The organism is Arthrobacter sp. StoSoilB19, assembly GCF_019977275.1.
Classification (GTDB): Bacteria; Actinomycetota; Actinomycetes; order Actinomycetales; family Micrococcaceae; genus Arthrobacter.
Genome location: NZ_AP024650.1, coordinates 4,166,293 through 4,192,280, shown reverse-complemented (window position 1 = coordinate 4,192,280; position 25,988 = coordinate 4,166,293). Strand labels below are relative to the sequence as shown.

Annotated in this window: 23 protein-coding genes; 13 read left to right on the top strand and 10 right to left on the bottom strand. The window is 67.3% G+C overall.

The features are described 5' to 3' along the window. Positions 1–79: 79 nt before the first annotated feature. A complete protein-coding gene (locus tag LDO86_RS19315) occupies positions 80–1,375 on the bottom strand; it encodes an HNH endonuclease signature motif containing protein (RefSeq protein ID WP_224084493.1) in 1,296 nt (431 codons plus the stop codon). A gap of 243 nt (positions 1,376–1,618) precedes the next feature. Between LDO86_RS19315 and LDO86_RS19310 the strand changes: the two genes are divergently transcribed. Beyond that, positions 1,619–2,131 carry a hypothetical protein gene (locus tag LDO86_RS19310; protein ID WP_018771932.1) on the top strand — a complete coding sequence of 171 codons (513 nt, stop codon included), beginning with the start codon at positions 1,619–1,621 and terminating at the stop codon, positions 2,129–2,131. Between the two features lie 17 nt (positions 2,132–2,148). On the opposite strand, the gene LDO86_RS19305 is transcribed toward LDO86_RS19310, so the two are convergent. After that, entirely contained in the window at positions 2,149–2,532 is a 384-nt protein-coding gene (locus LDO86_RS19305) for an RNA-binding S4 domain-containing protein (RefSeq protein ID WP_018771931.1), read from the bottom strand. Positions 2,533–2,685: 153 nt separating this feature from the next. Here LDO86_RS19305 and LDO86_RS19300 point away from each other — a divergent pair, with 153 nt between their 5' ends. Next, entirely contained in the window at positions 2,686–3,042 is a 357-nt protein-coding gene (locus LDO86_RS19300) for a hypothetical protein (protein WP_018771930.1), read from the top strand. 40 nt (positions 3,043–3,082) lie between these two features. Here the strand turns inward: LDO86_RS19300 and LDO86_RS19295 are convergent, their stop codons facing one another. From LDO86_RS19295 to LDO86_RS19280, 4 genes are all read right to left on the bottom strand, one after another. Then, positions 3,083–4,216, bottom strand: coding sequence for a sulfite oxidase (locus LDO86_RS19295; RefSeq protein ID WP_043425625.1), 1,134 nt, complete (start codon positions 4,214–4,216; stop codon positions 3,083–3,085). 106 nt (positions 4,217–4,322) lie between these two features. Beyond that, entirely contained in the window at positions 4,323–5,198 is an 876-nt protein-coding gene (locus LDO86_RS19290; protein WP_018771928.1) for an SDR family oxidoreductase, read from the bottom strand. Beyond that, a complete protein-coding gene (locus LDO86_RS19285; RefSeq protein ID WP_018771927.1) occupies positions 5,199–6,203 on the bottom strand; it encodes an aldo/keto reductase family protein in 1,005 nt (334 codons plus the stop codon). A 54-nt stretch (positions 6,204–6,257) separates the two neighbouring features. Further along, on the bottom strand, positions 6,258–6,917 hold the full coding sequence (locus tag LDO86_RS19280; protein WP_018771926.1) for a hypothetical protein: 660 nt from the start codon (positions 6,915–6,917) through the stop codon (positions 6,258–6,260). A gap of 162 nt (positions 6,918–7,079) precedes the next feature. Between LDO86_RS19280 and LDO86_RS19275 the strand changes: the two genes are divergently transcribed. Next, positions 7,080–7,478 (top strand): YchJ family protein, encoded by a 399-nt coding sequence (locus LDO86_RS19275; protein ID WP_018771925.1) that lies wholly within the window; start codon positions 7,080–7,082, stop codon positions 7,476–7,478. Here LDO86_RS19275 and LDO86_RS19270 read toward each other — a convergent pair whose 3' ends face one another. The 3 genes from LDO86_RS19270 to LDO86_RS19260 all read right to left on the bottom strand — a co-directional run bounded on the left by LDO86_RS19270 (position 7,479) and on the right by LDO86_RS19260 (position 10,741). Further along, positions 7,479–8,312 (bottom strand): TIGR04086 family membrane protein, encoded by an 834-nt coding sequence (locus LDO86_RS19270; RefSeq protein WP_018771924.1) that lies wholly within the window; start codon positions 8,310–8,312, stop codon positions 7,479–7,481. Between the two features lie 64 nt (positions 8,313–8,376). Next, positions 8,377–10,377 carry an acyl-CoA dehydrogenase family protein gene (locus LDO86_RS19265; RefSeq protein WP_018771923.1) on the bottom strand — a complete coding sequence of 667 codons (2,001 nt, stop codon included), beginning with the start codon at positions 10,375–10,377 and terminating at the stop codon, positions 8,377–8,379. Positions 10,378–10,438: 61 nt separating this feature from the next. Beyond that, positions 10,439–10,741 (bottom strand): hypothetical protein, encoded by a 303-nt coding sequence (locus LDO86_RS19260; protein ID WP_026266177.1) that lies wholly within the window; start codon positions 10,739–10,741, stop codon positions 10,439–10,441. A gap of 269 nt (positions 10,742–11,010) precedes the next feature. On the opposite strand from LDO86_RS19260, the gene LDO86_RS19255 reads away from it, so the two are divergent. The 4 genes from LDO86_RS19255 (at position 11,011) to LDO86_RS19240 (ending at position 17,589) form a co-directional block, all read left to right on the top strand. Beyond that, entirely contained in the window at positions 11,011–12,468 is a 1,458-nt protein-coding gene (locus LDO86_RS19255; RefSeq protein WP_018771921.1) for a DUF3375 family protein, read from the top strand. Then, on the top strand, positions 12,461–13,273 hold the full coding sequence (locus LDO86_RS19250) for a DUF4194 domain-containing protein (RefSeq protein ID WP_018771920.1): 813 nt from the start codon (positions 12,461–12,463) through the stop codon (positions 13,271–13,273). Before LDO86_RS19255 ends, LDO86_RS19250 begins: the two co-directional genes overlap by 8 nt. Further along, positions 13,270–16,743, top strand: coding sequence for an ATP-binding protein (locus tag LDO86_RS19245; RefSeq protein WP_018771919.1), 3,474 nt, complete (start codon positions 13,270–13,272; stop codon positions 16,741–16,743). Before LDO86_RS19250 ends, LDO86_RS19245 begins: the two co-directional genes overlap by 4 nt. A 216-nt stretch (positions 16,744–16,959) precedes the next feature. Beyond that, on the top strand, positions 16,960–17,589 hold the full coding sequence (locus LDO86_RS19240; RefSeq protein ID WP_224084160.1) for a hypothetical protein: 630 nt from the start codon (positions 16,960–16,962) through the stop codon (positions 17,587–17,589). A 54-nt stretch (positions 17,590–17,643) separates the two neighbouring features. Here the strand turns inward: LDO86_RS19240 and LDO86_RS19235 are convergent, their stop codons facing one another. Further along, positions 17,644–18,138: an FBP domain-containing protein gene (locus LDO86_RS19235; RefSeq protein WP_018771917.1), complete on the bottom strand. Its 495-nt coding sequence runs from the start codon at positions 18,136–18,138 to the stop codon at positions 17,644–17,646. A 353-nt stretch (positions 18,139–18,491) separates the two neighbouring features. Here LDO86_RS19235 and LDO86_RS19230 point away from each other — a divergent pair, with 353 nt between their 5' ends. From LDO86_RS19230 to LDO86_RS19205, 6 genes are all read left to right on the top strand, one after another. Continuing rightward, entirely contained in the window at positions 18,492–19,580 is a 1,089-nt protein-coding gene (locus LDO86_RS19230; RefSeq protein WP_018771916.1) for an iron-siderophore ABC transporter substrate-binding protein, read from the top strand. 13 nt (positions 19,581–19,593) lie between these two features. Further along, positions 19,594–20,673, top strand: a complete 1,080-nt coding sequence (locus LDO86_RS19225; protein WP_018771915.1) for an iron chelate uptake ABC transporter family permease subunit — start codon at positions 19,594–19,596, stop codon at positions 20,671–20,673. Then, on the top strand, positions 20,673–21,704 hold the full coding sequence (locus LDO86_RS19220; protein ID WP_018771914.1) for an iron chelate uptake ABC transporter family permease subunit: 1,032 nt from the start codon (positions 20,673–20,675) through the stop codon (positions 21,702–21,704). The genes LDO86_RS19225 and LDO86_RS19220 overlap by 1 nt, the downstream gene beginning before the upstream one ends. Position 21,705: 1 nt before the next feature. Beyond that, a complete protein-coding gene (locus tag LDO86_RS19215; RefSeq protein ID WP_018771913.1) occupies positions 21,706–22,518 on the top strand; it encodes an ABC transporter ATP-binding protein in 813 nt (270 codons plus the stop codon). A gap of 59 nt (positions 22,519–22,577) precedes the next feature. After that, positions 22,578–23,585 (top strand): siderophore-interacting protein, encoded by a 1,008-nt coding sequence (locus LDO86_RS19210; protein WP_018771912.1) that lies wholly within the window; start codon positions 22,578–22,580, stop codon positions 23,583–23,585. Between the two features lie 180 nt (positions 23,586–23,765). After that, a complete protein-coding gene (locus LDO86_RS19205; RefSeq protein ID WP_134164936.1) occupies positions 23,766–25,961 on the top strand; it encodes a DNRLRE domain-containing protein in 2,196 nt (731 codons plus the stop codon). Positions 25,962–25,988: the final 27 nt, after the last annotated feature.

Sequence of the window (25,988 nt, the reverse complement as noted above, 5' to 3'; positions counted from 1 at the left end):
TACGCTTTTGCGGGGAGGGGTGGGCACACCAAATTTGGGCCGGCCGGGCTGTGGGAGTAAATGACGACGTCAGGGGGCCTCATGCGCGAAAGCCAGCCACTCTTCGTGGGAGTTGCGTGATCGTGCTCCTGCCGGCGGGCGAGCAGGGGTGTGGCGTTCCGGGTGGTGGTGGTGCGGTGGAATGGTAGGTGTGGCCGGTGGGGGTGGTGGTTGCCACCGTATGCCGCGGGCCGGGCACCTGTTGGGCGGTCCAGCCGGGGGTTTCCTTGGTGTGGTTGCAGGCTTCGCGGAGGCCCTGGCCGTTGCCGGCGCTCGTGGATCCGCCATCGCGCCAGGCGGCGATGTGGTCGTGGTGCCGGATCGGGGCGTCGCAGTACGGGGTGCGGCAGGTATCGTCCCGGATCTGCAGGAAGCGTTTCAACCCCGCCGGGAACAGCCGGGCCCTGGAATCCATGCCCACCAGATCCCCGCTGCCGGGGGCGGTGTAAAGCCGGCGGACCCACAGGCTGGGTTCGGTGTGGCCGGCGCCGGTGAGGGCGATGTTCCGGGCCCAGGCGGCGGGGATGGTGCCGTAGCCGGGGAGCCGTGCGGGTTCGGCATCACCCTGGAGGAAGGTCCGGTCGGTCATCACGAGCTGGATCTCGACCCCGCTGACGCCTCCAGGGGTCCCGGTGACGCGTTCGACGAGGGCGTCAGCCATGACCTGCACCCGGGAGCGCCCATCCCCGGCCGAACGCACCGTATCCGCCTCGCGGGACAACGCGGCGTAGGCGGCCACGGCCTGGGCGACGGGCAGCAGCGCGGTCAGGTAGGCCATGGTGTCCGGGGCCGGCCGCAGGCTCACCGTCCGTTCCGTGACCGCACGGGCGGCCCGTTTGGCGACCGCTGCCGGGTCCCGCCGGTACGCGGCGGCCCGGACCGAGGCAATGATGGCCTTGTCGCCGGCGCCGTCCAGGGTGCCGGTGTCGGCGGCGAGTGCCTCATCCACCCCGGCCCGGTCCTCCGCTGACAGACAGATGGTTTCCTTCACGATCAGGGTTGCCCGCCATTCATTCAGCCGGCCCGCCCGGAACGCCGCGAACGTGCGCGGCATCCCGGGAAGGGTTCTGGCCAGGCCGAGCAACCGGGGCCCCCTGGCCGGTGATTCCCGCCGGGCCAACGCGAGCTGCGCCGCGACCCCGGCAGCCTGCTCATGAGCCGGGACCCCGGCGGCGGCCTGCTCACCCCGCTGCTGTAGATCAAACGCCACCGCGGTATCGGCCTGACGGGCACCGGCAAGGCACTTCAAATCCTCCAGCCCACGCATCTGGTCGATCATCCCCGCGCTGTCGGCAGCCAGCGGAACAGAAGCGCGCAGCTTCAAGACATCACCAATCGAAGGCGCAGCAGGCGGGAACGGAAGCCCATCCTTGACACCCGTAACAGCAAACGTGCGATGCAGCGGACCAGCAGCCAACAGCCCCCGAGGCTCCGCCCCAAGCACTGCCGCCATCCCACCAACCGCTTCCATGACCAAAGTCTTCCACCAGGGTCCGACAACGACAGCCACCCAAAAGCCCTATGTGGAAAACGGCAGGCTGCAACAGTGAGGGTCCGAGGACATGCTGTTCAATGGATTATGCAGTTCACCAGGAAGGGCCTGAAGGCCGAAGGTTTCGCTGGCTTCCGGCCCATCCAGGATCTCGAGACCATGAGGATCCCGCAGGCAACAGGCCTCTTCACCGTCGTGGCTCCGGAAGGTTTCCAGCCGCGCTTCCTCACGAAAAGCACAGCAGGAGTCTTCAAGAAGAAGGAACCGTCCCTCTCCGCCGCCGCTCTGACCGCCGAGTGGGTAGAGGGCGCCGTCGTTCTCTATGTCGGAAAGGCCGGGCCGGGAAGCAAAGGTAACCGGGGGCTGCGACGTCAGATCCAGGAGTTTGTGGACTTCGGGCAAGGAAAGCCCCCCGGGCACTGGGATGGGCGGGCGATCTGGCAGCTGGCCAATGCTGGATCACTGGCCATTGCGTGGAAAGAACTCCCGGCGGAACAACTGAATGACGCAGAAGCGGCCTGCCATTCAGCTTTCGTGGCGGAATTCTGCCGGTTGCCGTTCGCTAACCTCGTGCAGGCGCGCACCAAGTCTGGCGGTTGACCTCTGCAGCACGCTCCTCACGCAGGGCCGCGCAAACGCTCCATCTCGCGACGGTCCTTCTTGGTGGGCCGCCCGGCGCCCCGGTCCCGTTGCGGCAGGCCAAGTGCCGGCAGGACAGGCCGCGGGGGAGTGTGGTCGGTAAAGCAGTGCGATGCCGCCTCGGCTCCCACACGTTTGGCGATCAGCCGCCGAACCTCCAGGATGCGCTCGTATCCCGGCATGCGGACGGTCACGGTATCACCGGTGACGAGGGTGGCTGATGCCTTGGAAGGGCTGCCGTTGAGGCGGACATGCCCGGCGCGGCAGGCTGCCGTGGCGGCGGACCGCGTCTTATAGGCGCGAATGGCCCACAGCCAGGCATCGATTCGGACACTGGCGGGGGATGAGGGGAGGCTGGTCATGGTTGGCACCGAGTATAGCCGCGGCGCGTCGTGCCGTCCCGCGCCTCGTGCAAGACTTGGAGCACCTGCCAGGAAGAGAGAAACGTGGAGCCCTACCGCCCTCACCAGCACCAGGACCCCAGAGCCTGTCCGGATTCATCACAAAGGCCTGCGTTGCCTGCATGGGCGGGGACGTTCCGGACGGTCCTGCTGGTCCTGGCCGCGATTTTGTTGCTGCTTCTGCTGCTCCTGCTCATGATGGGCACGTCAAGAGTCGGGGACATGTATGCCGGCGGCACTTCGGCAGTCCTGCAGGCGACCATCTGGATTGGATTGGCGCTGCCCGCCCTGGGCGTCCCGTACGTGGTGGCCAGCATTGCCTACGGAGCCTTGTGGACGGCAAGGCTGCGGGGCAGGGGCTACCGCCGCTACCCGGCCACGACGTGGATGCTTGTGGCAGGGCCGATTGTTGTGGGACTCTCCATCACGGCCCTGGTCGCGCTGGTCATGGCACCGGCCAGCCTGCTGTGATGCCCGGTAACCCTGACCGGCCGTACCCTTGCACGCAGGACTAATTTGACTCCACCGTCACGCTGACCCGCTGCACCATGTTGTTGCCCATCCCCTGGTAGTTCCAGTTCTGCTCCAGGGGCTGGGTGGCACCAGTGACGTCCGTGGCGCGGCAGGCCAGGACGTGCTCGCCGGGGTCGGCCACCCAGGGCAGGCTCCACCTCCGCCACGCGAATCCGCCGGACGGCTTGTCCAGATGGGCCGGCAGCCAGGTGCCGTCAATCCCCACCTCGACGGCGGTCACGGCGCCTTCCCCTGACCAGGCCCTGCCTTCCAGCATGACCGGGCCCGGGCGAAGGAACCGTTGCCGGGTGAAGAAGTCCGGAACGCCCGGCGGAACCATCAACGAACGCACCCTGATCCGCATGACCGGCCTGCCGGCGTCGTCCGCGGAACTCTGGTAGCGGTAGGCGGACTGCTGCTGGAACCCGGTGAACGGCGCCCGGACCACGTCGATGGACTGCAGCCACTTCACGCTGGCCATGCCGTACCAGCCTGGCACCACCAGCCGCAGCGGGTACCCATGCTGCGGCGGAAGGTCGGTGCCGTTCATCTTGTAGGCAAGAACGACGTCGGGACGCAGCGCTTCACGGATCGGCAGGCTCCGCGCGTACTGCTGGGGGACGCCGCCCTGAACCCCGGCATCGGCTCCGGTGAAGACCACCTCCACCGCGTCCGGCAGCACCCCCGCCTTGCCCAGGAGGTACGCCAGCGGCACCCCGGTCCAGTGCGCCGTGCCCACCGCCTCCAGCACCCAGGGCTGGCTTAGGGGCCGCGGTTCCAGGAGCGAGCGGCCGTTGCCCGCGCACTCGAGGGTGACCGGGACGGTGATGGCCGGATCCCTGCGAAGTGCCGCCATTCCCAGCTCCAGGGCACGTTCCACTGCGCCGCCGATCCGCAGATGCCAGGACGAAGCATCAAGGTCGGGAATGTCGAAGTGGGTCAACACGTAGTGAAGCCCCGGCGGCGTGACGTCGCGGCGGAGCGCCTCCAGCGGCAAGGAATGGTTCCGGGCGGCGAGCTGCAGCTCCTCACGCGTCAGTGGACCTGACACGGGCTGCGCGGCCGGGGACAGTACCGGCGCCTGCCCTGCCGCCGGCTCCTGGCCAATGGACTGCTGGTTGCTGTGATTCATGGCGGTGCGATTCTGCTTGGCGTAGTAACCCTGCTTGGCGGAGTAAAAGGTCCCCGCCACAGGTCTACGCCGGGTCCATCCGCCCGTCAACGCATAAACCTGCCCACTACAGCACCGGCCGCGTCAGGAACTCGGCAAGGCTGATGGGGTCCTGGCCGGTCAGCCCGTGGATATCCGGCGAGAGCCCCGCCATCTCACCGGCGGCCATCGCCGTGTAGGTGCTGACCCAGGCGTCCAGCTGCCACTGCGGCACACCGTAGGAGGCCCGGGACGCATAGGCTTCCTCCACCGTCTCGGGGTGGTAGCTGATGGTGCGCCCGGTCCCGGTGCTCAGCACCTCCGCCGCCTGTGCCAGGGTCAGTTCCTCCGGACCGGTCAGGTCATAGGTCTTGCCCTTGTGGATGGTCGGATCCCGCAGGACCGCATGGGCGCAGCGGGCAACATCCTCCCGGGCCACGCCCGAGAACACGCCGTCGCCGGCAGGCCCGCGGATCACGCCGTCCTCCCCGGCCAGCAGCGGCAGGAAGTCGAGGTAGAAGTTGTCCCGCAGGAAGGTGTATTGCATCCCGGACGCCCTGATCCGCTCCTCCGTGGCGTGATGGTCCCTGGCCAGGGTGAAGGTGGCGTCCGGCGCGGCCCGGTAAAAGGACGTGTACACCACGTGCTCCACTCCGGCATCAGCAGCGGCGTCCACAAATGCGTAGTGCTGCTGCAGCCTGTCTTCGGCCTCCGCGGCGGACACCATGAAGAGGATTTTCGCCCCCTCCAGGGCGCGCCGGGAGGCAGCGCCGTCCCCGTAGGAACACACCACGGGATGAGCGTCATCCAGCTGTGGCGCCCGTGTGGCATCGCGCACCAGCAGGCGCTGGGCGAAGCCGGAGGCGGCAAGCTGCCGCGCCAGCATTCCGCCCAGGCCTCCGGTGGCCCCGGTGACCGCAAGCTCCGGGAGCTCTGACGGGGACAGTTCCGACGGGGACGCCACTTACGCTTCCCGCGTGGCCGGCGACTTGGTCTGTGCGGGGTCCCGTTCAGCAAGGCCACCGACGGCGTCGTCGATCTTCTTGAGGACCTCCGCCTCCAGCTTCACGCCGGCTGCGCCCACGCTGTCGGCAATCTGCTCGGGCCGCGAGGCACCCACGATGGCTGACGCAACGTTGGGGTTCTGCAGCACCCATGCCACAGCCAGCTGCGGCATGGAGAGGCCCGCTTCCTGGGCGATCGGCTTCAGTTCCTGCACGGCTGCCAGGACGTCGTCGCGCATCCAGCGCTGGATCATCTTGGCGCCGCCCTTTTCATCCGTGGCGCGGCTGCCCTCCGGAGCGGGCTGGCCGGGCTGGTACTTGCCGCTGAGGACGCCCTGGGCCATGGGCGACCAGACAATCTGGGAGACCCCCAGTTCCTCCGACGCCGGGACCACCTCGGCTTCGATCACGCGCCACAGCATGGAGTACTGCGGCTGGTTGGAGATGAGCTGGAAGCCAAGCTCTTTGGACAGCTTGTGGCCCTCGCGGAGCTGGTCAGCGGTCCACTCGCTCACGCCGATGTACAGCGCCTTGCCCTGCCGGACGATGTCCGCGAAGGCCTGCATGGTTTCTTCCAGCGGCGTTTCGAAGTCATAGCGGTGGGCCTGGTAGAGGTCCACGTAGTCCGTTTGCAGCCTCCGCAGCGAGCCATTGATGGACTCCATGATGTGTTTGCGGGACAGGCCAAGATCGTTCTTGCCCTTGGGTCCGGTGGGGCCAAAGACTTTGGTGAAGATTTCCAGGGACTCGCGGCGCTCGTCCTTCAGGGCCTGGCCCAGGACGGTTTCCGCGGCTGTGTTGGCGTAGACGTCGGCGGTATCGAAGGTGCTGATGCCGGCGTCGAGGGCAGCCCGCACGCACTGGGTGGCAACGTCGTTTTCCACCTGCGAGCCGTGCGTCAGCCAGTTGCCGAACGTGATTTCCGAGACTTTGAAGCCGCTGTTTCCGAGGTATCTGAATTCCATATGTTCACGCTAACCCAGATGGTTGCTCAGGGTAAGGGCTTGGCCGTTTCTCCCTTACGGCTGGGGGCGCGGATCCTGCGCCTTCTCCTTGAGCACCTGCTGTGGGCCGGCCATGGAAACCAGGGACCCGGTATCCAGCGGCGGTACCGGATGAGGCGGCTGGGGCTTCTTGAAGGACCTGGGCAGCTCATGCGGCGGCCGGTGGTTGTGCAGGGCGGACTCCACCAGCGGGGCTACCTCGGACACCTTGTCGGCAGGGACGGCCGGGTCTGGAAGGTCCCGCACCGACAGTTTGATTTCGGGCGCCGCGGCGCGCGCCCTGGCCTGGGCGCGCTTGTCGGCCTCGGCGACCGCGGAGGCCCAGTCCTCAGCGAGGACCGGGGGTTCATGGCGGGCGGCGGCAAGCTTGGGATGGCGTTCGACGGCGGTGCGGAGCGACTTTTTCAGCCGGTCCGGCTTGAGTGCGGAGGCCCGAGCCCGGAGCGGCCTGCGGGCTTGGCCCGGATTCATGGGGGCGCCGGCGGTACCGGGAGAATCCCTCCTGCCGGGAACGCGCCCGAACAAGGCCATCAGCACAAGGGCGGCAAACCGGCCCAGGCCCGCGAGCACCAAGGTGATAACGCCCAGCAGGAAGAGGACCAGAAACATAAGGAGGGCAACGCCCACCGTGCCCAGGAATGTCAGGTTGAGGACGAGAGTGTCCGGGTTCTCCACGTCTTCTCTCCTCTCCAATCAACATCCTGGGCCGCCCCGGCACTCACGGCCGGCGGCAGGCTCCTTCTCCACCATACGGATTTTTATCAGGCGATGCCGCCGCCTGCCCGGCACGGTTCGAGGTTGTAGCGAAGCTGTTACCGGATATGGCAGCATCACCGGATGACCGAATCGATGGAGTCCGCGAACTGCACGTGCCTGTCCGGGGAGCCGTACGCCGAATGTTGCGGCAGGTTCCTTTCCGGCCGCGCATCTGCAGCCACTGCCGAACAGCTGATGCGGTCACGCTACAGCGCCTTCGTCCGGCTGGATGAGGACTACCTGCTGCGCACCCACCATCCGTCCACCGCGCCGGCCAGCCTGGACCTGGACACGGCCATGGAATGGCGCCGCCTGGACATTGTGTCCACCAGCAACGGCGGTCCCTTCGATTCCGAAGGGACCGTCGAATTCAAGGCCTACTACCGGCAGAACCGGGAACGCGGGGTCCTGCACGAGAACAGCAGGTTTGTCCGGGAGGATGGCCGGTGGCTGTATGTGGACGGTGACATCCTCGCCTGACTACTCCCCGTCGTCGTAAAACTCGCTGTCCGGGGTGAATCCGGCGCGGTCGACCTTCCGGTGGAACCGCATGCCCGCCAGGCCGCCCAGCAGCGCGCCGACAAGGGCGACTGCCGCCACCACGATCGCGGCGATGATGCTGGTGGTGGTCAGCTGTCCCTCGTTGATTGGGATCCGCGGGAAGCTGTTCAGGTTGGCCAGGACGTTGAACTGTTGCCCGGCCACCAGGCCCAGGATGGCCACCACAACGGCTGCGATCAGCGCCCAGATCCAGACCATGAGTCCCTGCTTGAGGCCGTTGAAGCGGGCCATCCGCCCGGCCACGTAGCCGCCGCAGTAGTAGGAGAGGAAGAGGATCACCAGCAGCACGATGATGCCCACCAGGCCAACCGTGCCGCTGTTCTGCGCCGCCTGGTTCACGGCCTCGTTGACGTCGGTGTTGCTGGCCAGGCCCACGGCGGTTCCGGCGGCTGCCACCAGTGCGGTGAGGAGCACGGCCATCCCGGTGGCGGTCAGCCATCCGAAGAAGGCCGAGCCCACTTTGATGCCGCCAAACCGCTCCTTCTGGCGCGCGACGGCGGTTTCCCGGTTCGCAAGCGTTGGGTCTGCCACCGGTTCCACCACGGGTGTGGCCCTGGTGGGGGCAGGCTGGTATTCGCGCTCCGCGGCGGGGGCGCGGGTGTAGTCCCGCTCCCGCTGGCCGGCCGGCGCCTGGTCCATCGAGCGCGTGGCGGCATCGTCTGCGGCTGCCTCCCGGTAGCTTCCGCTGCGGGCGGTTTCGTCCTCCCGGGCACGCCGGGGAGGCAGGTTCTCTGGTTCCGTTGAGCTGCTCATGGCTCAACTCAACCACCCGCCCCGGGTGATAGCAAGCGTGCTTACTATTTTGTGACCTGCGGCTTTACCGGTATTTCCGGTGCAGGTCCTCCTTCCTGGATGGGCCCGGCGAGGCATCGGCGATCCACGGGCCGGTGCCTTCGGACTGGTCCAGGACCCCTGCCTCAAGCCATAGGTAGTCACCGGCGAGGACCTTCCGCGTCAACGCCCGGTCGGCATCGTCGGTGTTCCGCCACAGCTGGTCGAAGTACTCGTCCACCCGCACCCTGGCCTGCTCGCAGTAGGCGTCGGCAAGCTCGTAGGCGCCGGCAGCCTTTTCCGGGGCGGTTTTCAGCAGCATCTCTGCACGGGAGCAGCATGCAGTCATGGCGAACAGTTCGGCGCCGATATCCACCACTCGGCCCAGGAACGCCTGCTTCCGCTCCAGCTTGGCCTGCCACCGGCCCATGCCATAGAAGGTCTGCCGGGCCAGCCGTCGCGACGACCGTTCAACGAACCGGAGGTGTTTGGCCAGCCTGCCGAACTCCCCGTAGGAGCGGGGGTCCATGCCGGCGCCGGCCACCAGCTTGGGCAGCCACTTTGCATAGAAGCCGGAGGCGCCGACGGCGGCCTTCGCTTTGTCCGCCATGCTCGCATCCAGCGAAGCAAGGTCGCCGGCGGCAGCCAGGTGCGCATCCACCGCCTCGCGCGCAATCAGCAGCCGCATGATTTCGGAGGACCCCTCGAAGATCCGGTTGATCCGCATGTCCCGCAGCTGCTGCTCCGCCGCTACGGCACGTTCACCGCGCGCGGCCAGTGATTCAGCGGTCTCGAACCCCCGTCCGCCGCGGATCTGGACCAGTTCGTCCGCGATCCGGCAGCTGATTTCCGTGGCCCAGAGCTTTGCGAGCGCGGCCTCGATCCGGACGTCCTTCTGCCCGGCATCGGCAAGTTCTGCGGAGAGTTCGAACACGGCATCCAGGGCAAAAGCCGTGGCCGCGATGAAGGCGATCTTCTTGCCGACTGCCTCATGTTCACCCACGGGCCTGCCCCACTGGGTGCGGGCGTTGGACCATTCACGGGCAATCTTCAGGCTCCAGCGCCCGGACGCCACGCACAGCGCCGGAAGCGCCAGGCGGCCGGTGTTGAGCGTGGTCAGCGCGATCTTCAGTCCCTGGCCCTCCCGGCCCAGCCGGTTGGCGGCCGGCACCCGCACCTGGTGGAACCGGGTAACCCCGTTCTCGATGCCGCGCAGGCCCATGAAGGCATTGCGGTTTTCCACCGTGATGCCCGGCGAGTCCATTTCCACCACGAACGCGCTGATGCCGCCCTTGTGCCTGGTGCCGTCCGGATCGGTGTGCGCCGGGACAACTGCCATGACCACCACCAGTTCCGCGATCACCCCGTTGGTGGTCCAAAGTTTCACGCCGTCCAAAAGGTACGCGTCGCCGTCGTCCGTGGGAGTTGCCGTGCTGCCCAGCCGGGCGGGATCGCTGCCCACGTCCGGTTCGGTGAGGAGGAAAGCAGTGACGGCGCCGGCAGCGCACCGCGGCAGGTACTCACGCTTCTGTTCGGGCGTGCCGAACACCTTGACCGGCTCGGGTACGCCGATGGACTGATGGGCGGAGATGAGGGCGCCCAGGCTGGGGTGCACGCTGCCCAGCAGGGCAAGGGCCCTGCCGTAATAGACCAGGGAGAGGCCCAGGCCGCCGTATTCCTCCGGGATTTTCATCCCGAAGACGCCCAGGGCTGCCAGGTCCTTGATGTATTCGTCCGGAATCTTCGCTTCCCGTTCAATGACCCGCCCGGACATGGTTTTGGCGAACTCCGTGAGGCGGGCCATGAATGCCTCGCCCTTGTCCACGGAAGCGGGGTCGGCAGCCGGCCAGGGATGGACCAGGCCCAGGTCGAAACTGCCCAAATAGAGGCCCTTGGCGAAGCTGGGACGGTCCCAGCCGGATTCACGGGCGGCTTCGGCAACGGCCCGGGCATCTTCGGCGGTGGCTCCGGCGCCGATGTTGCCGGCGGGGACGGGGGTTTCTTCAGCCGGGGCGTCTTTGGCCTGGCTGTCAGTTGCGGAGGTCATGGGTTATCTCCTTGGCCGGAGTGGCCGGTGTAGCCATGGATCCGCCGGGTTGGAGAACCCTTCAGCTGTCCCTCAAGATTACCCGCGGGTAGGTTCCGGTGCTAGGGGATGGCTGCGCCTGGAAATCGCCGGGCAGTTCCACGGTGGAGGCCCGGTGGACCAGCCGGTCCCAGCCGGAGTTGATCCCGTGGACCACCGCCAGGAGCGTATTGGCCACCACCATCCAGGTGAGCTTGCCCACCCCCAGCAGCGCCAGGGCAACCAGCCCCGCCGAGAGGACGAATGCGGCCAGGACTGCGCCGAACACCAGCGTCCCGATGAAGACCAAGGTGGCTGTTTCCACTGAGCTTAGATCGAACTGCATGAATCCCCCTGCTGCGACGTTGCTTTGCATAAGACTGCGGTGGCGAAGACCAGTAGCAGAAGCGTAGGGGGACAGCTGCGCGGCCAGCCAGACCCGGCACGGGCGGGGGAGCCTGTTGATATGGGATCGAAATGCTACCGGCAGGTAGGTCACGGAGCGGTCGCGGCGGCTGCGTTAACCTTGTAGTTGGCAGTTTTCCCGTTCGTCCCCTGCGTGCCGCCCCTGCCCGGTCCCCGTTCAGCCCCCGTTCAACAGTCCAAGGAGAGTGCGTGCCCCGCTCCGCCAGGTCATCCGCTGACGCCATCAGCGCCCGGCTCCGGGACCTCGAACTCCTCACCAAGGGGCCCGCGTGGGCACTGACGCGTTCGGCGCCCTGGGTGATCGCCGTGCTCCAGGCTTCCTTCACCCGCACCCGGCCGCAGGTGCCGCTCGAGGAATTCCATGCCGACGTCGACTCCTTCCTTGAGGAGCTCCGGCGCCAGGATCCGGGCCTGGGCGGAGGGGCCAGCGGAAGGGCGTTCGGGGATGAGTGGACCCGGCGGCAGTTCCTGACCCGGCGGAACCAGTCAGGCCAGATCGTCTACGAGGCCACCGAGCCTGCAGCACGCGTGCTCGCCTTCCTTGACAGCCTTTCCAGCGAGCGGTCCACGTTGAACGGTTCCCGGCTGGGCACCCTGCTGGGGGACGTGGAAAAGCTCGCCAACGAGACCAACCCGGACCAAAGTGCGCGCCTCGAAGCCCTGGAAGAGGAAATCGAAGAGCGGCAGCAGCTGATCCAGGACATCAGCACGGGCGACTTCGACGGCCTGCTTGACGACGACGAGGCCGTGGAGGCCGCCGGAAACATCCTGGACCTGGCCGCCAGTTTGCCCGCGGACTACAAAAAGATGCGCGACCGGATCGAGGAACTGGTGGGCGGACTGCGCAACCAGATCATCGAGGAGTCGCTGACCAAGGGCGCCACCATGGCCCAGGTCCTGGAGGCGGACAAGCGGCTCCGCCAAAGCCCGGAGGGCAGGACGTTCCGGTCCTTTACCGCCTTCCTGGAGGACCCGCAGCAGCAAGTGCGGTTCCGGTCCGCGATTGGGGAGGTCCTGAGCCGCCAGTTCGCGGATGACCTGTCACCTGACGACCGGGAGACACTGAAGAACCTGGTGGCCGAGCTCCGGCAGCAGCACAGCCAGATCCAGCGCATCTACGGCAAGCTCAGCGAAAGCCTGAACACGTACGTCCAGAGCGACGACTTCCGCCAGTCGGTCCGGCTCCGGAAGGTCCTGCGCGAGGCAGAACAGGCCATCCGTTCACTCCCGTACGAGCGTGAACGGCCCGGCCTGGTTCCCGGCCCCGTCCTGTACAACGCAGGGTTTGAGTCACTGTCCATGGTGAAGCTCTTCGACCCCGACGAGTTCGCGGCACCACCCAGGCTGGCCGATCCCATCGCGTTCACCGACTCGGACCGGGTGCGCTCGCCGCGGACGGGCAAGGCCAGGCCCGACGTCGTCCGGTCCGCCATGGCTGGGGCTGCCACGCTAGCCGACGCCTGGCAGCAGCTGCCGCCCGAAGAGCAGCACATCAACACCATCCGCGCGCTGCTGTCCGAGGCCCTGCACGCCGGGGCCGACTTCAACCGCAGCGCCTGGGATGGCCTGGACTTCGAACAGATAGACGGCTCCACCCGCAGGGCCTACCTGCCCGTGGTTACGCTCGCAAAGGATCCACATGACTGAAGTTTCAAACGCTGAGGGCCCAGAGCTGATCGAAGACCAGCCGCGCGGCGAACGGGCGGGGGCGGCACCGGGCGTTGAGCGCCCCTTCGCAGTGTCCCCGCGCGATACCTTCGTCGACGGCGCTGCCCTGTTCCCCGGCGATACCGGCGTCCTGTCCATGAAAGTGCGCCAGGCCCTGGTGAAGCTGTTGAAGGGCCCGTACATCGACGGCGGCCGGGACGAAAAGCTCTGGACGGTACTGCTGGACAACCAGGTGATCCTGCGCAGCCGCCTGTCCGAGCTGTTCCTGACCCTGCAGCTGGACCACGAGCGGAAAATCGCGGTCCTGCGCCCCGTGGACCCGGACGTCATCGGCGGGAGCGCCCGGTCCAGCATCCTGCGCCAGCAGCGTGCCCTCAGCCGGGTGGAAACCATTGTGCTGCTCCGGCTCCGCCTGCTGCTGGACCGGCACGTCACGGCCCAGACCGACCCCACCATCACCCGCGAGGAGATCACGGACCTGGTGGCGCACTACCAGCCCGCCGGCCAGCAGGACGCCCTGCGCGACTCCGATGTGGTCACCCGTGCCATCACCAAGCTCCTGGCCCGCCAGCTCCTGCTCCCCACCGGACTGGACGACGTCTACACCATCTCCAACGCCCTGCCCCTGGCCCTGCCGTTCGAAAACATCGGCGACATCCCGGCCCACATCGAAGCCCTCGTAGCCGCCTCGGCTGACCAATCAGGAACGGAGCCGCTCCTGGACCTGGAGGACACAGCCGCCGCGGAGACGAACGGAACCACGTCCGAGGAGGATGACCAGTGACCATCGCAAGCATGCTCCCGCTGGGTGATGTCACCAACCCGGGCCAGATGCGGCTTGCGTTGGTGCAGGTGGTCAACTGGGGGACGTTCCATGGAGCGCACACCATGCACGTTGACCGGAACGGAACCCTGCTGACCGGTAACTCGGGCGTGGGTAAATCCACGCTGTTCGACGCGATGCTGCGGGTCTTCGATGCGCGGCCGCGGTCCAACGAGGCGGCGGCGCAGCGGTCGGGCGGTGCCGTGGAGGACAAGCGGACCACCTTCACGTACATGCGCGGCAAGGTGGGGGACAAGGCGGTGGGGGAGGGCTCGGCGAGTGCGTTCCAGCGCCCGGGTGCCACCTGGTCCGCCGTCGCCCTGACCTTCGACAACGCCGCCGGGACGCGGGTGACGGTGTCGGCGCTGTTCGACCTGCCCAAGAACGGCACGGAGTCCAGCGTGGGCCGGTTCTACCTGATCGACAACGTGCCCCTGGACCTTGAGGCGGTTGAGGGCATCGCCGACAAACGGTTCACCAAGGGCGCGCTTGAGGCGATCTTCCCGCACGCCCAGGTCTTCGACGTGCACAAGGCGTTCGCGGAGCGGTTCCGCCGGCTGCTGGGGATCAACTCGGACCAGGCCCTGCCCCTGCTGCGCGTCATCCAGGCCGGCAAGGGCCTGGGCGGCAGCGTCAACACCTTCTTCCGCGACCAGGTGCTGGATGCCCCGGCAACCCTTGCCGCCGCCGATGACGTGGTGGAGGAGTTCAGCAACCTGATGTCCATCCGCCAGCGGCTGGAGGATGTCCGGCAGCAGCGCGACCAGCTGGCGCCGGTGCCGGGACTGAACCGCGAATATGCGCAGTCGCTGCTGGACGCGAACCGGCTGCGGGAGCTGGTGGGTGGGGAGTTCGAGGCGTACAGGCAGCAGCTCGCCGTCACCGTGCACCAGAAGACGCTGGTCCGTTTCCGCGAGCTGGCGCAGGCGAAGGCGAAGGAACTCGGCGCCGAGCGTGCGGTCCGCGACAACCTGGCCAAGGAACTGCGGCAGCTGGAAACCGAGTACAACAACCAGGGCGGCAACGCGATTTCCGCGATTGAGCAGTCGCTGGAGAACGCCCGGGTTGGCCTGAAGCTGCGGCGCCAGGTGGAGGAGGCGGCGCAGCAGGCATTGGCCGACGCCGGGCTGCAGCTTGAGTGGAGCGCGGCCGGCTGGGAGCAGGCATACGAGCAGGCGGCGGCACGGTCGGCCGAGCTGAAGGATGATTCGCAGGCCCTGCAGGAGCTGCGGTTCGAGGCCTTCGACGCCCACGCCAGCCGCAAGCGGGAGCTGGCGGCTGCCGAGCAGGAACTCGTGTCGTTGAAGACGCGCAAGTCCCTGCTGCCGCCGTCGAGCATTGAAAACCGTGCCGCCATCGCCGCTGCCACCGGTATTGCGGAAGACCGCATGCCCTTTGCCGGCGAGCTCATGGACCTCGCAGACGGCGAGGAACGGTGGCGCCCCGCTGCCGAGCGTGCGCTCCGCAGCCTGGCCACCACCCTGCTGGTGCCCGGTGAGCACTTCGGCGCCGTCACCCGCTACCTGAATGACCACAACGTCCGCGGCGCGCTGCGGGCAGTGGACGTCTCCAAGCCGCTCGCCGGCGGCGCGCTCGCTGTGGAGGACGTGCGCGACGGCGACCTGCTCACCAAGCTGGATATCCTCGAGTCCGGCGCGGCGGCCGAAGCCGGCGGGTGGGTCCGTGAGCGCATCGCGCTGGACTTTGCCTACCCCTGCGTGGAGGACCCGGACGAGCTGGCAGCCCTGGACAAGGGCCTGAGCCTGGGCGGCGTGGTCAAGCGGAACCGCCACACGGTGGAGAAGGACGACCGCTTCACCAGCCGCCAGGACTACGTCCTGGGCTTCGACAATGCCGCCAAGCTGGAACTCGTGGCCGGCCAGGTGGAGGACCTCCGGCAGGAAGTGGCCAAGGCCGCCGAACTGGCGCAGAGCCGCGAGGACTCGCACCAGGGCATGAGCCGCCAGCTCGACGCCCTGCGCCGGATTGCCGAAGACGACCGGCCCTGGGAACAGGTGTCCGCGGCCGTTGCTGCCGATGAGCTCACCAGGATCGAGCAGCGGCTCAAGGACGCACTTGCCGCGCAGGCGGACCTGGAGCCCCTGCGCGCCACCATCGAGGAGGTCCGGCAAAAGCACCAGACCAGCACCGAGTCCGCGGCCGTCCTGCAAAGCGAATACAAGGCATTGGACCGCCAGCTCACGGCTGCGGATTCACTGCTGGAAGCGGCGCGTGACCGCCTGGCCCAGGCGCCGCCGTCGGACGCTACCGTGACGGCGCTGGAACCGTACTTTGCGGAATTCGGCGACGTGACCGAAATGCACGAGCTGGACAACCTTGCCAACCGCGTCCGGACCACCCTGCTGGGCGAACTGCACACTGCTGAATCACGGGGGCAAGGGACAGCCGAGCGGCTCACCCGGATTTTCGAAGGCTTCGTCCGGGAGTGGGGCAGCGCCATTTCGGCGGACCACGGCACCAGCATCGGCGCGGCCAGCGAATTCGAAGCCCGCTACCATGCCATCGTCAACGACGGCCTGCCGGCGCAGGAGGCGGAGTTCCGGCAGTTCTTCAACCAGCGCACGCACGAATCCTTCAGCACCCTGCTGCACCTGCTGGACGAGGAACGCCGCTCCATCACCAGCCGCATCCTGCCCCTCAACGGCATCCTCTCCCAGGTGAACTTCCATGAGGGCAGTTACCTGGAGCTGGATATCAAGCAGACGCTGCCGCCCACTGCCAAGCAGTTCAAGGACGCCATCCAGAACGCCTTGAAGGCCCGCCACGCTCGGCCGGCCAGGACGGACGCCGCCAGGGGGGAGGGGCCGGACGGTGACGACGCCGAGCTCACCGCGCGCTACAAGTCCCTGGAGACCCTGGTCAAGAGGCTTGGCTCGCAGGCGCCGGAAGACCGGCGGTGGCGGGCGGAGGTGCTCGACGTCCGCGGCCACCTGTTCATCCAGTGCAAGGAGCACCGGGAAGTGACCGGCCCGGCGGCTGGCAAAAAGAAGGGCGGCGGCACGAAGACCGAGGTCTTCATGCACGCAGACACCGGTTCCATGTCCGGCGGCGAGCGGCAGCGGTTCACCGCGTTCATCATGGCCGCGGCCCTGAGCTACCAGCTGGGGATCGCCGAGCAGGGCTTCACCACCTACGGCACCGTGATGATGGACGAAGCGTTCGTGCTCGCCTCCGAGGAATTCGCCGGCGCCGGCATCAAGGCCCTCCACGAATTCGGGTTCCAGCTGCTGCTGGCTGCCCCGGAAAACGTCATCGATCTGTCCCGGCACCTGGGCTCCGTCACCGAGATCCTCCGTGACCGCCGCACCAACCGCTCCGGCGTCCTCACGGCCCCGGTGATCCGGCCGCGTCCGGGGGAGGAAGGAGCCTGGCGCTCCGAGGCAAACCCGGTGGATATCGTCCTGCGTTGAAACCGGATCCAGCAATATAACAAATTGATGGATTTATCGCTCCGGCCGTGGTGGCCGGTCTTTTCGCTGTGCCACTCTGGGCTTTACCAACTCACCTCGCCAGAGTAGATCCCATAGGTACTGCAGGATGCTGGGTCCGCACTTTCTCCGAGAGAACGATGGCGTCCTCTTGAAAGGCACCCCATGCGCCCACGGCACCCCGCTCCAATCCTCCTTGTGATAACAGCCGCAGCGGCGCTGTCCCTCGCCGCCTGCGCGGACTACGCCCCCGCAGGGAGCGGGGGCGCGTCCACGGAGACTGCCGTTCCGCCGCCCTCGCCTGCTCCCACGTCCGCGCCCACTCCTGCCGGGATGGTGACCTATACCTTCCCCGATGGCCGGCTGTCCTTTGCCCATCCGGCGGACTGGCGCGTGGTACATGAACAGGTTTCCGCATCACCCCCGGTGGAAACGGCCGCCGTCATTGATGCCAACGGCGCCGGGCGGGTCAACATCTACTACAGCCAGGTGGGTGACGCCGTGGCCGGTCCTGATGCCAGGTTTGTCCTTGCGGCGGACCCTGTGCCGGGGCTGGTGGGCCACGCAGTTCCCACGCCCCATTCGTCGTTCTTCACCGATCACGTCAATGGTGCCGTTGAGTACCGCATGGGGCTGACGGCGGGATTGCCGGTGTCACCGGACGGCAAGGTGCAAAACGGGCCCGTCATGCTCGGCGACCGCATTTTGGCCGCAGACGTGCTGTTCACCGGTCCGCCGTTTGCCAATGACGAGGCGGCGAAGGCGTGGTACTGGGGCGGGGACGGCCAAAAACTGAAGGCGTTGCTGATGAGCTTCTCCTACCGCTGAGGCACACGGGGAAGCCCTCCGTCACCGGAGTGATGGAGGGCTTCCGCTGACCGCCTACTTATTCTGCACGCGGGCCAGGAACTGCGCGGTGCGGTCCTGCAGGCCCTGGATCTGGCGTACCACGACGGCCGCCGGATCGGGGTTGATCTCGTTGGCCGGCGGTTCCTTGCGGACGTTGCCACAACACAGGAAGTCGGCGCAGATCAGGGTCCCCACGGTGTTGCCGTCGCGTCCTGACTGGCCTGCGCGCCTTGCGACCCAAAGGAGCACGTCCTCCTTCGAGAACACATCCCGGCACAGTTCGCACAATACCGAGCGGTTCTTCCTGGCTCCTCCTTCGGGCGCCCGGAGCAGGATGCCCGTGAGGCCCTTGGGGCCGGGAACCACCAAGTACCCGCGCAGCGGCATCTTTTCATCGCGCCAGCCCAGGAACTCCAGGCTGTCCCAGTCCAGGGCGTCGAAGTTCCTGGGCAGTGTCAGCTTGGCTGCTTCTGAGCGGCTGGCGTTGACGAAGGATGAACGGATTTGTTGGGGCGTGACTGATTGCATGGCTGAACTTTCGTAAAGGGTGGGCGGCCCTAAGCCGGGCCGGGGTGACAGGGGAGTCAGTCAGTCTCCGCGGAGCAGGCCAAAGCGGCCACCCCGCTTCCCATGGCAGCGGCGGCCGGAACGACCTTTTGCATGCGCATTGTTCCCGTTGTTCCGTTTCTGTTCAGCGTGCCCTGGTAAGGGTGCCCTGCCGGCAAGGCAATCCTGCCAAATGTGCCCCGCCCTGTCCAAGAACCTGATGGCGGATGTGGCCTTTGTCACGTTGCGGGATTAGGTGACAAAAACGTTGCGTAATCGACACTTACATAGGTTAGCCTTACTTAAGTTTCCAGCAGCTTGATCCAAGGAGCCCCGTGACATCCCCCCTCTTTTCCGGCCCTCTCTCCACCCGCCGGACGCTTTTCTCTTCCGCCGGCAAGGCGGCTGCGGTGCTCGCCGCGGCAGCCTTGACCCTGTCCGCCTGCAGCACGGGTCCGGCCTCTTCAGTGGCTGGCACGGGCGGCACCGGCAGCAGCACCCAGTTCCCGGTGACCATCGGCCATGCATTCGGCCAAACCACCATCGAGAAGCAGCCCGCGCGCGTGGCGACGGTTTCATGGGTGAACGACGACGTCGCGATTGCCCTCGGCGTGGTGCCCGTCGGTATCCCCAGGAACGAGTGGGGTGGCAATGACAAGGGGTCCACCCCCTGGAAGGACGCGGCGCTCGAAAAGCTGGGGGCCGGATTCGGATCGGCCAAGGCCCCCGTCCAGTACTCGGAGGCGGACGGCATCAACTTCACGGAAATCGCCAGGCTCGCCCCGGACGTCATCCTCGCCGCCTACTCCGGCCTCACCGAGGAGGACTACAGGAAGCTCAGCGAAATCGCTCCCGTGGTGGCGCACCCGGAAGTGGCCTACGGAACCTCGTGGCAGGACTCCACCACCATCATCGGCAAGGCCCTGGGCAAGGAAGCGGAAGCGGCCAAGCTCGTCTCCGACACCGAGGCCACCGTTAAGGACAAGGTCTCCCAGTACCCGCAGATCCAGGGCAAGAGCTTTATCTACGGCAACCTGGAGCCCGCCCGGGGTGACGGCGTCAACGTCTACACCGCCAACGACAACCGTCCCCGCTTCCTCACCGAAATCGGCATGACCCTGGCCCATGTGGTCGCGGAGAACTCCAAGGGTTCCAAGGAGTTCTACCTTTCCTGGTCCGCCGAGAAGGCGAACGAACTGCAGTCGGACATCTTCGTCACCTGGGTTCCCGACGCGTCCACCGCGGAGGCCATCAAGGCTGATCCGCTGCTCGGGCAGATCCCGGCCATCAGGAAGGGCGCCCTGGTGGCCGACCAGGACAACACCCTGACCCTGTCCATCTCGGCGTCGTCGCCGCTGAGCCTGCCGTGGTCGCTGGATACGTTCCTGCCGCAGTTGGCCACGGCGGCGGATGCAGTGAAGTAGGGGCCGCGCCTTCATGGGTACGACGACGGTACGTCCGGCCGCCGGCACGGGCGCCCAGGTGCGGGCCGGGGCAGCCGCTGCTCCCGTCTGCGGTGATGCGCCGGGAACGCGAGCCGCCTGGCTGGCCGGCGCCGTCGTCGTGCTGGTGCTGGTGGCCGGGGCATCGCTGGCCGTAGGGGCACGGGAGGTTCCCCTTGCGACGGTATGGCAGGCCCTTTCCGCGTTCGATCCCGCCAACGGTGACCATGCCGTGGTGCTGGCCCGCATTCCGCGCACGGTCCTGGGCCTGCTGGCCGGCGGCGCGCTGGGCCTGGCCGGGGCCGCGATGCAGGGAGTTGCCCGCAATCCGCTGGCCGACCCCGGCATTCTTGGCGTCAACGCCGGAGCCGCCCTGGCGGTGGTCGCCGGCATTTACATCTTCGGTGTGGCCACCTTCTCCGGCTACGTTTGGTTCGCCTTGATTGGGGCCGCTGCTGCCGCAGTGGTGGTATACCTCATCGCCTCGCTGGGCAGGGAGGGAGCCACCCCGGTCAAGCTCGCGCTGGCCGGAGCCGCGCTCAGCGCCGGACTGTCCTCGCTCATGAACATCATCCTGGTCTCCAGCCAGGACACCCTGGACAGGTTCCGCTTTTGGCAGGTGGGCGGCATCGCGGGCCGTGACTGGACCGTACTCCTGCCCGGCCTGCCGATCCTGGCCGCCGGTGCGCTCATCGTGCTCCTGGCCGGCCGCACCCTCAACAGCCTGGCGCTGGGGGACGACATCGCGCGGGGGCTTGGCCGGCGCGTCGGGCCCTCGCGGGCCCTGGTGGCCCTGGGCATCGTCCTGCTCTGCGGCACCGCCACGGCATTGGCGGGCCCCATCGGCTTTGTGGGCCTGGTGGTACCGCATGCCGTGCGTGTCCTCACCGGGCCCGACTACCGCTGGATCCTGGCCTTCTCCCTGGTGGCGGCTCCGGTCCTGCTCCTGGCCGCCGACATTCTTGGGCGGGTGGTGCTGCCGCCGGGCGAAGTCCCGGCCGGCATCATGACCGCCCTCATCGGTGCGCCGGTGTTCGTGTGGCTGATCCGCCGCGGAAAGGGGGCCGGGCTGTGATGGCCAAGGGGGCCGGCAACCGGACCGCCGTGCTGGGCGCCGCCGTCGTGCTCCTGTTTTTCGTATCCGTCCTGCTGGGCAGCTACACGGTGACCGTTCCGGACTTCTTCGCCATCGTCTTCAACCATGTGACGGGCGGCGCCAGGATTCCGGGCGCCAGCTTCATCGTGATGGAGAACAAGCTTCCGCGGGCCGTCATCGGCACCATGACCGGGACTGCCTTCGGGCTGGCCGGCGCCCTGTTCCAGACCATGCTGCGGAACCCCCTGGCCAGCCCCGACGTCATCGGCATCAGCTCCGGGGCCAGCGCGGCGGCGGTGGTTGCGATTGTCATCTTCGGCGCCTCCGGTGCGCTGGTTTCCGGGGCGGCGCTGGCGGGTGCACTGGCCGTGGCAGGCCTGATCCATGCGATCTCCAGCGGCGGTGCCACCCGCAGGGCAGGCCGGGGGAGCGCCGCCGGAAACCGGCTGGTCCTTGCCGGCGTCGGGATCGCTGCCGCCCTGCACGCAGTGGTCAGCTTCCTGATGGCCCGCGCTGACATCCGCACTGCCGCCGACGTCCTGGTCTGGCTCAATGGATCCCTGAACTCCGCCAACTGGGACCGGGCCGGCGTCCTGTTCCTGGCGCTCGCGGTGCTGGTTCCCGCCGTTGTGCTCATCGCCGGTCCGCTCCGCATCCTGGAACTGGGTGATGATGCCGCGGCCGGGCTGGGGGTCCGCGTCAATGCCGCACGCCTGGCGCTGGTGGCCATTGCGGTATCCCTGGCGGCAGTGGCGACGGCGGCCGCAGGGCCGGTGTCGTTCGTCGCCTTCCTGGCCGCTCCCATCGCCCGCCGCTTCGCCGGCAAGGCCAGCCTGCCGGCGTCGGCCCTGGTGGGCGCCCTGATTGTCCTGGCGGCAGACTATGTCGCCGCCAACCTGGCCCCCCTGTTCCTGGACGGCACCGTCCTGCCGGTGGGTGTTGTCACCGGCGCGCTCGGCGCCCCCTTCCTGCTGTGGCTCCTGGTCACGGCCAACCGAAAGGATGCCTGACGTGGCACTTCTCGAAGCACGCGACCTGACGCTCACGTACGGCCAGCGCTGTGTGGCGGACGGGCTCAACGTCCGGATTCCCGAGGGCAGGGTGACCATGATCGTGGGTGCCAACGCGTGCGGAAAGTCCACCCTGCTCCGCGGGCTGTCCCGGCTCCTGAAGCCCGCCGGCGGCACCGTGACCCTGGACGGCAGGGACATCCACACCCGTCCGGCCCGTGAACTGGCCCGGACCCTCGGCCTGCTTCCCCAGCACCCCACCGCCCCGGACGGCATCACCGTCCGAGACCTGGTGGGACGCGGGCGCTACCCGCACCAGGGTTTCTTCCGGAGCAGGAGTGACAAGGACGACGCCGCCGTGCATCGCGCGCTGGAAGCCACCGGGACGCTGGACCTCGCCGGGCGCGACGTGGACGAACTGTCCGGCGGCCAGCGGCAGCGGGCCTGGATTGCCATGGCACTCGCCCAGGAAACCGACGTCCTGCTGCTGGACGAACCCACCACCTACCTTGACCTGGCCCACCAGGTGGAGGTCCTGGACCTGGTAACGGACCTCAACCGCAGACGGGGTATCACCGTGGCAATCGTCCTGCACGACCTCAATCTGGCGGCCCGCTACGCGGACCACATCATCGCCATGAAGGACGGCACCGTGACAGCGGTGGGGTCCCCGCGCGAGGTGGTGACGGAAGGACTGGTCCGCCACGTCTTCGGCCTGGAGAGCCGGGTCATCCCGGACCCCGTTTCGGCCACCCCGCTGATCATCCCCATCGGCCGCCACCACACTGCCTACGAACTGGAGCCCGTCCCATGACGACCCGCGACACCGCCCGAACACAAACGGCAACTGCACAACCGGCAAGTGCCCAGCCGATGAGTCTCGCCTTTGAGGTCACCGTTTCCTCCGTCCAGCAGCTCAGCCCCACCTTCCGCAGGATCACGTTCGGTGGCTACGCGCTGCGTGACTTCGGCGTCCAAGGCCACACCCTGGACCTCCGGATCAAGCTCCTGATTCCGTCCCTGGCCCCGGACGGCTCGCAGCTGCCGCTGCCGGCCGTCAACACCGGCCAGCCCGGCTGGTATCGGGATTGGCTGGCCATGGACCCGGAGGTGCGCGGCTCGATGCGGACCTACACCGTCCGTGAGGCGCGGCTGGACGCGGTGTATCCGGAGATCGACGTGGACTTTGCGATGCATAAGGACGGGCCGCACAACAGCGGGCCGGCCGCGGACTGGGCCCTGAAGGCCAAACCCGGTGACGCCCTCACCATCATCGGGCCCAACAACCGTGCCGCCCACTGCATCACTGCCGGGACATACTCCGGCATCGAATGGCGGCCCGGCCTGGCCCAGCGCATCCTCCTTGCCGGTGACGAAACCGCAGTCCCCGCCATCTCCGCCATCCTCGAAACCCTCCCGCCGTACATGAGCGGGCACGCCCTCCTGGAGGTTCCCCAGGCCGGCGACTTCCTTGAACTGCAGTCCCCGGCGGACATCGAGATCACGTGGCTTGCCCGCGGCGCCGTCATCGGCCGCTCCCGGCCGCACGGCCAGCTGCTGCAGGAGGCCGTACGCACAGCAGTCCCCGTGCCGGGCTGGGTGGGCATCAAAGCGGACGGCGGCGGCGCCGGCCGGGAGCCCGAAGACGTCAACGTGGACACGGACATCCTCTGGGAAACCCCCGCACGCCTCGAAACGGGGGACATCGGCGCCGCCGGCAACCCCGGAATGCCCGCCGGCGCCATGCCCTTCTACGCCTGGATCGCCGGCGAAGCCGCCGTCATCAAGGACCTGCGGCGCTACCTGGTGCGCGACGTGGGGATGGACCGGAAACAGGTGGCCTTCATGGGTTACTGGCGGCAGGGCAAAGCCGAAGGCTAACCCCGGCCCGCTCGGCGCCTCCGCGCAGTAACACAAATTTTCAGCAATTGCCAATTAAGGAAATTGCTGTGTCACAGGGTGTGACACGCGTATGCTTCGGATATTTCAACTGGAACATTAAGGTCTCATTCCATGAAAACTATCCTGCGGCCAGCTGTTTCCGTCCTGACACTCTTAGTCATGCTCGCCTCACTTGCCGTAGTGGGCAGCGTGGCGAACGCGGTGGGAGCGCTGACATTCGCGCCGACCGCCGACAGTTATGTCCAGGCCGACCGGCCAACGGAGAACTTCGGGACCAGTGTGCGTTGGTCCACGGAGGGCCGGACAAGCATCTCGCGGAGCAGTCTCCTGCGGTTCAACGTCCAGGTCCCCGCCGGGGAACACGTCGTCTCGGCAAAGCTGCGGGCATATTCTGAGGCGGCGGCAACGTCGACCGAGTTTGTGGACGTTTACACCACCGGCGGCACATGGGCCGAAACGGGCGTCACCTGGAACAACGCACCGGCCCGCGGGAGTTGGCTGGCCAAGACCGGCGGGTTCGCCACGGGGGCCTGGGTGGAATGGGACGTTACCAAGGGCGTCGGCGCCGCCGGCGGCGAGCAGAACTTCCGGCTCGAATCCAGCGCGCAGAAATGGCTGGGCTTCAAATCGAACCAGGCCCTGGACGCGGCACTCCGCCCAAAGCTGGTGGTCACCACCGCCGCTGACGCCGTGGTGACAAGCCCCGCCCCGACGCCAACCCCCACCCCTACCTCCACCCCTGCGCCCGCTCCCGTTGATGCGGGCGGAGTCCAGGCTGCTGCCACGCAGAACTGGGGCGCACCTGTGGCCGGGGACGAGTTCAACTACACCGGAGCCCCGGACGCTACCAAATGGAGCGTGTACAACAGCGCAGGGCACGCCGGCCAAGGCATCCGCAGCCCGCAGCAGGTAACAGTGGACGGTTCCAAGATGGTCATGAGCGGGACCCCGGACGGGACCACTGCCGGGATGTCCGCGAAGTTCGCCAAACAAAAGTACGGGCGGTGGGAAGTCCGCGCCGCCGGGTCGGGCGACAATGAGTACCATATGGTTTCGATCCTGTGGCCGGACAGCGGAAACTGGCCTTGCGACGGCGAAGTGGATTACGCGGAAACAACGGGCGCCTGGAACGTGATCAACTTCTTCCAGCACTTCTCCTGCAGCAACTCCCAGACCAGGGCCAGCAAGACGCTGGACGTGACCCAGTTCCACAACTACGCAGTGGACTGGTCCCCCGCCGGGATGGTCGGATACGTGGATGGCGTGAAGTGGTTCGAGGACACCGACCCCACCCACCAGCCTCCGGGCAGTATGCACCAGACGCTGCAACTGGACTGGTTCCCTGATTCCACTGCTGACGGTGCTGCGGAAATGCGCGTGGACTGGATACGTGTCTACCCGGCCGCCGGCGGGACGAGCCCCACCCCGACTCCAACCCCCACCCCGACTCCAACCCCGGTGCCTACCACGCCGCCGGCGGGTGATTCCTTCGAGTTCGCCGCTGTTGGCGACATGAACCCGTCAGGAAATACGTCCACGAGTTCGGCGTCCGGCAAGAACGCCGCCAGCATCATCAGCGGCCTCAACGACGGTTCGTTGGATAATTTCCTTGCCATCGGCGACTTCCAGTACGACAAGGGGACCTGCTCGGCGCTTGGAGCGTGGAACACGCTGTGGGGCGGGTTGAAAGCCAAGACGTACTGGACCACGGGCCCCAACCACGATGTGGAGCCGGGTGTGAACGATGACGTGGACCGGTTCATGGACGGCCAGTGCGTCAACACCACCAAGTCCGCTACCAGCACCACTCTGGGCCGGTTCCAGGATGCGCTGGAGTGGTATTCGTTCGATAAGGGGAACTGGCATATCCTGGTGGCGCCCACGGCCACATGGCGCTACAACGTGGCCCGGGCGCAGGCGATGACCGCCGAAATGGACGCTGACCTGAAGGCGGCCAAGGCCGCGGGGAAGCATCTGGCGGCCGTCTACCACGACCCGTATTTCACGTCCGACACATCCAGCCACACGCGCTTCACCCAGGCGAAGCCCTGGATCGACATGTTCTGGAACAACCGGGTGAAAGTCCTGCTGTCCGGGTCCCAGCACAACTATGAGCGGACCTGCCCGGTGAACAACGCCGACCAATGCGTCCCCGACGGCATGCAGCAGTTCCAGGTGTCCACCGGCGGTATCGGCCTCCGATCGTTCGCGAGCAACCCGGCCTACGTCCAGCGGAAGTTCAGTGATACCTGGGGCCACCTGAGGATGAGCCTGAAAGCGGACGGCTCCTACACCTGGGAGTTCCGTCCGGTTTACGGAGGAATGCAGACGGACAGCGGGTCCCGGACGCCATAAGCGCTCCACCGGATCCCGCCGCGCTTT

What these genes read in the sequence shown, in the direction of transcription:
- LDO86_RS19310 (WP_018771932.1), top strand. Translation starts at nt 1,619, where the DNA reads ATGCAGTTCACCAGGAAGGGCCTGAAGGCCGAAGGTTTCGCTGGCTTC.
- LDO86_RS19305 (WP_018771931.1), bottom strand. Translation starts at nt 2,532, where the DNA reads ATGACCAGCCTCCCCTCATCCCCCGCCAGTGTCCGAATCGATGCCTGG.
- LDO86_RS19295 (WP_043425625.1), bottom strand. Translation starts at nt 4,216, where the DNA reads ATGAATCACAGCAACCAGCAGTCCATTGGCCAGGAGCCGGCGGCAGGG.
- LDO86_RS19285 (WP_018771927.1), bottom strand. Translation starts at nt 6,203, where the DNA reads ATGGAATTCAGATACCTCGGAAACAGCGGCTTCAAAGTCTCGGAAATC.
- LDO86_RS19275 (WP_018771925.1), top strand. Translation starts at nt 7,080, where the DNA reads ATGACCGAATCGATGGAGTCCGCGAACTGCACGTGCCTGTCCGGGGAG.
- LDO86_RS19270 (WP_018771924.1), bottom strand. Translation starts at nt 8,312, where the DNA reads ATGAGCAGCTCAACGGAACCAGAGAACCTGCCTCCCCGGCGTGCCCGG.
- LDO86_RS19265 (WP_018771923.1), bottom strand. Translation starts at nt 10,377, where the DNA reads ATGACCTCCGCAACTGACAGCCAGGCCAAAGACGCCCCGGCTGAAGAA.
- LDO86_RS19260 (WP_026266177.1), bottom strand. Translation starts at nt 10,741, where the DNA reads ATGCAGTTCGATCTAAGCTCAGTGGAAACAGCCACCTTGGTCTTCATC.
- LDO86_RS19250 (WP_018771920.1), top strand. Translation starts at nt 12,461, where the DNA reads ATGACTGAAGTTTCAAACGCTGAGGGCCCAGAGCTGATCGAAGACCAG.
- LDO86_RS19235 (WP_018771917.1), bottom strand. Translation starts at nt 18,138, where the DNA reads ATGCAATCAGTCACGCCCCAACAAATCCGTTCATCCTTCGTCAACGCC.
- LDO86_RS19225 (WP_018771915.1), top strand. Translation starts at nt 19,594, where the DNA reads ATGGGTACGACGACGGTACGTCCGGCCGCCGGCACGGGCGCCCAGGTG.
- LDO86_RS19220 (WP_018771914.1), top strand. Translation starts at nt 20,673, where the DNA reads ATGGCCAAGGGGGCCGGCAACCGGACCGCCGTGCTGGGCGCCGCCGTC.
- LDO86_RS19210 (WP_018771912.1), top strand. Translation starts at nt 22,578, where the DNA reads ATGAGTCTCGCCTTTGAGGTCACCGTTTCCTCCGTCCAGCAGCTCAGC.
- LDO86_RS19205 (WP_134164936.1), top strand. Translation starts at nt 23,766, where the DNA reads ATGCTCGCCTCACTTGCCGTAGTGGGCAGCGTGGCGAACGCGGTGGGA.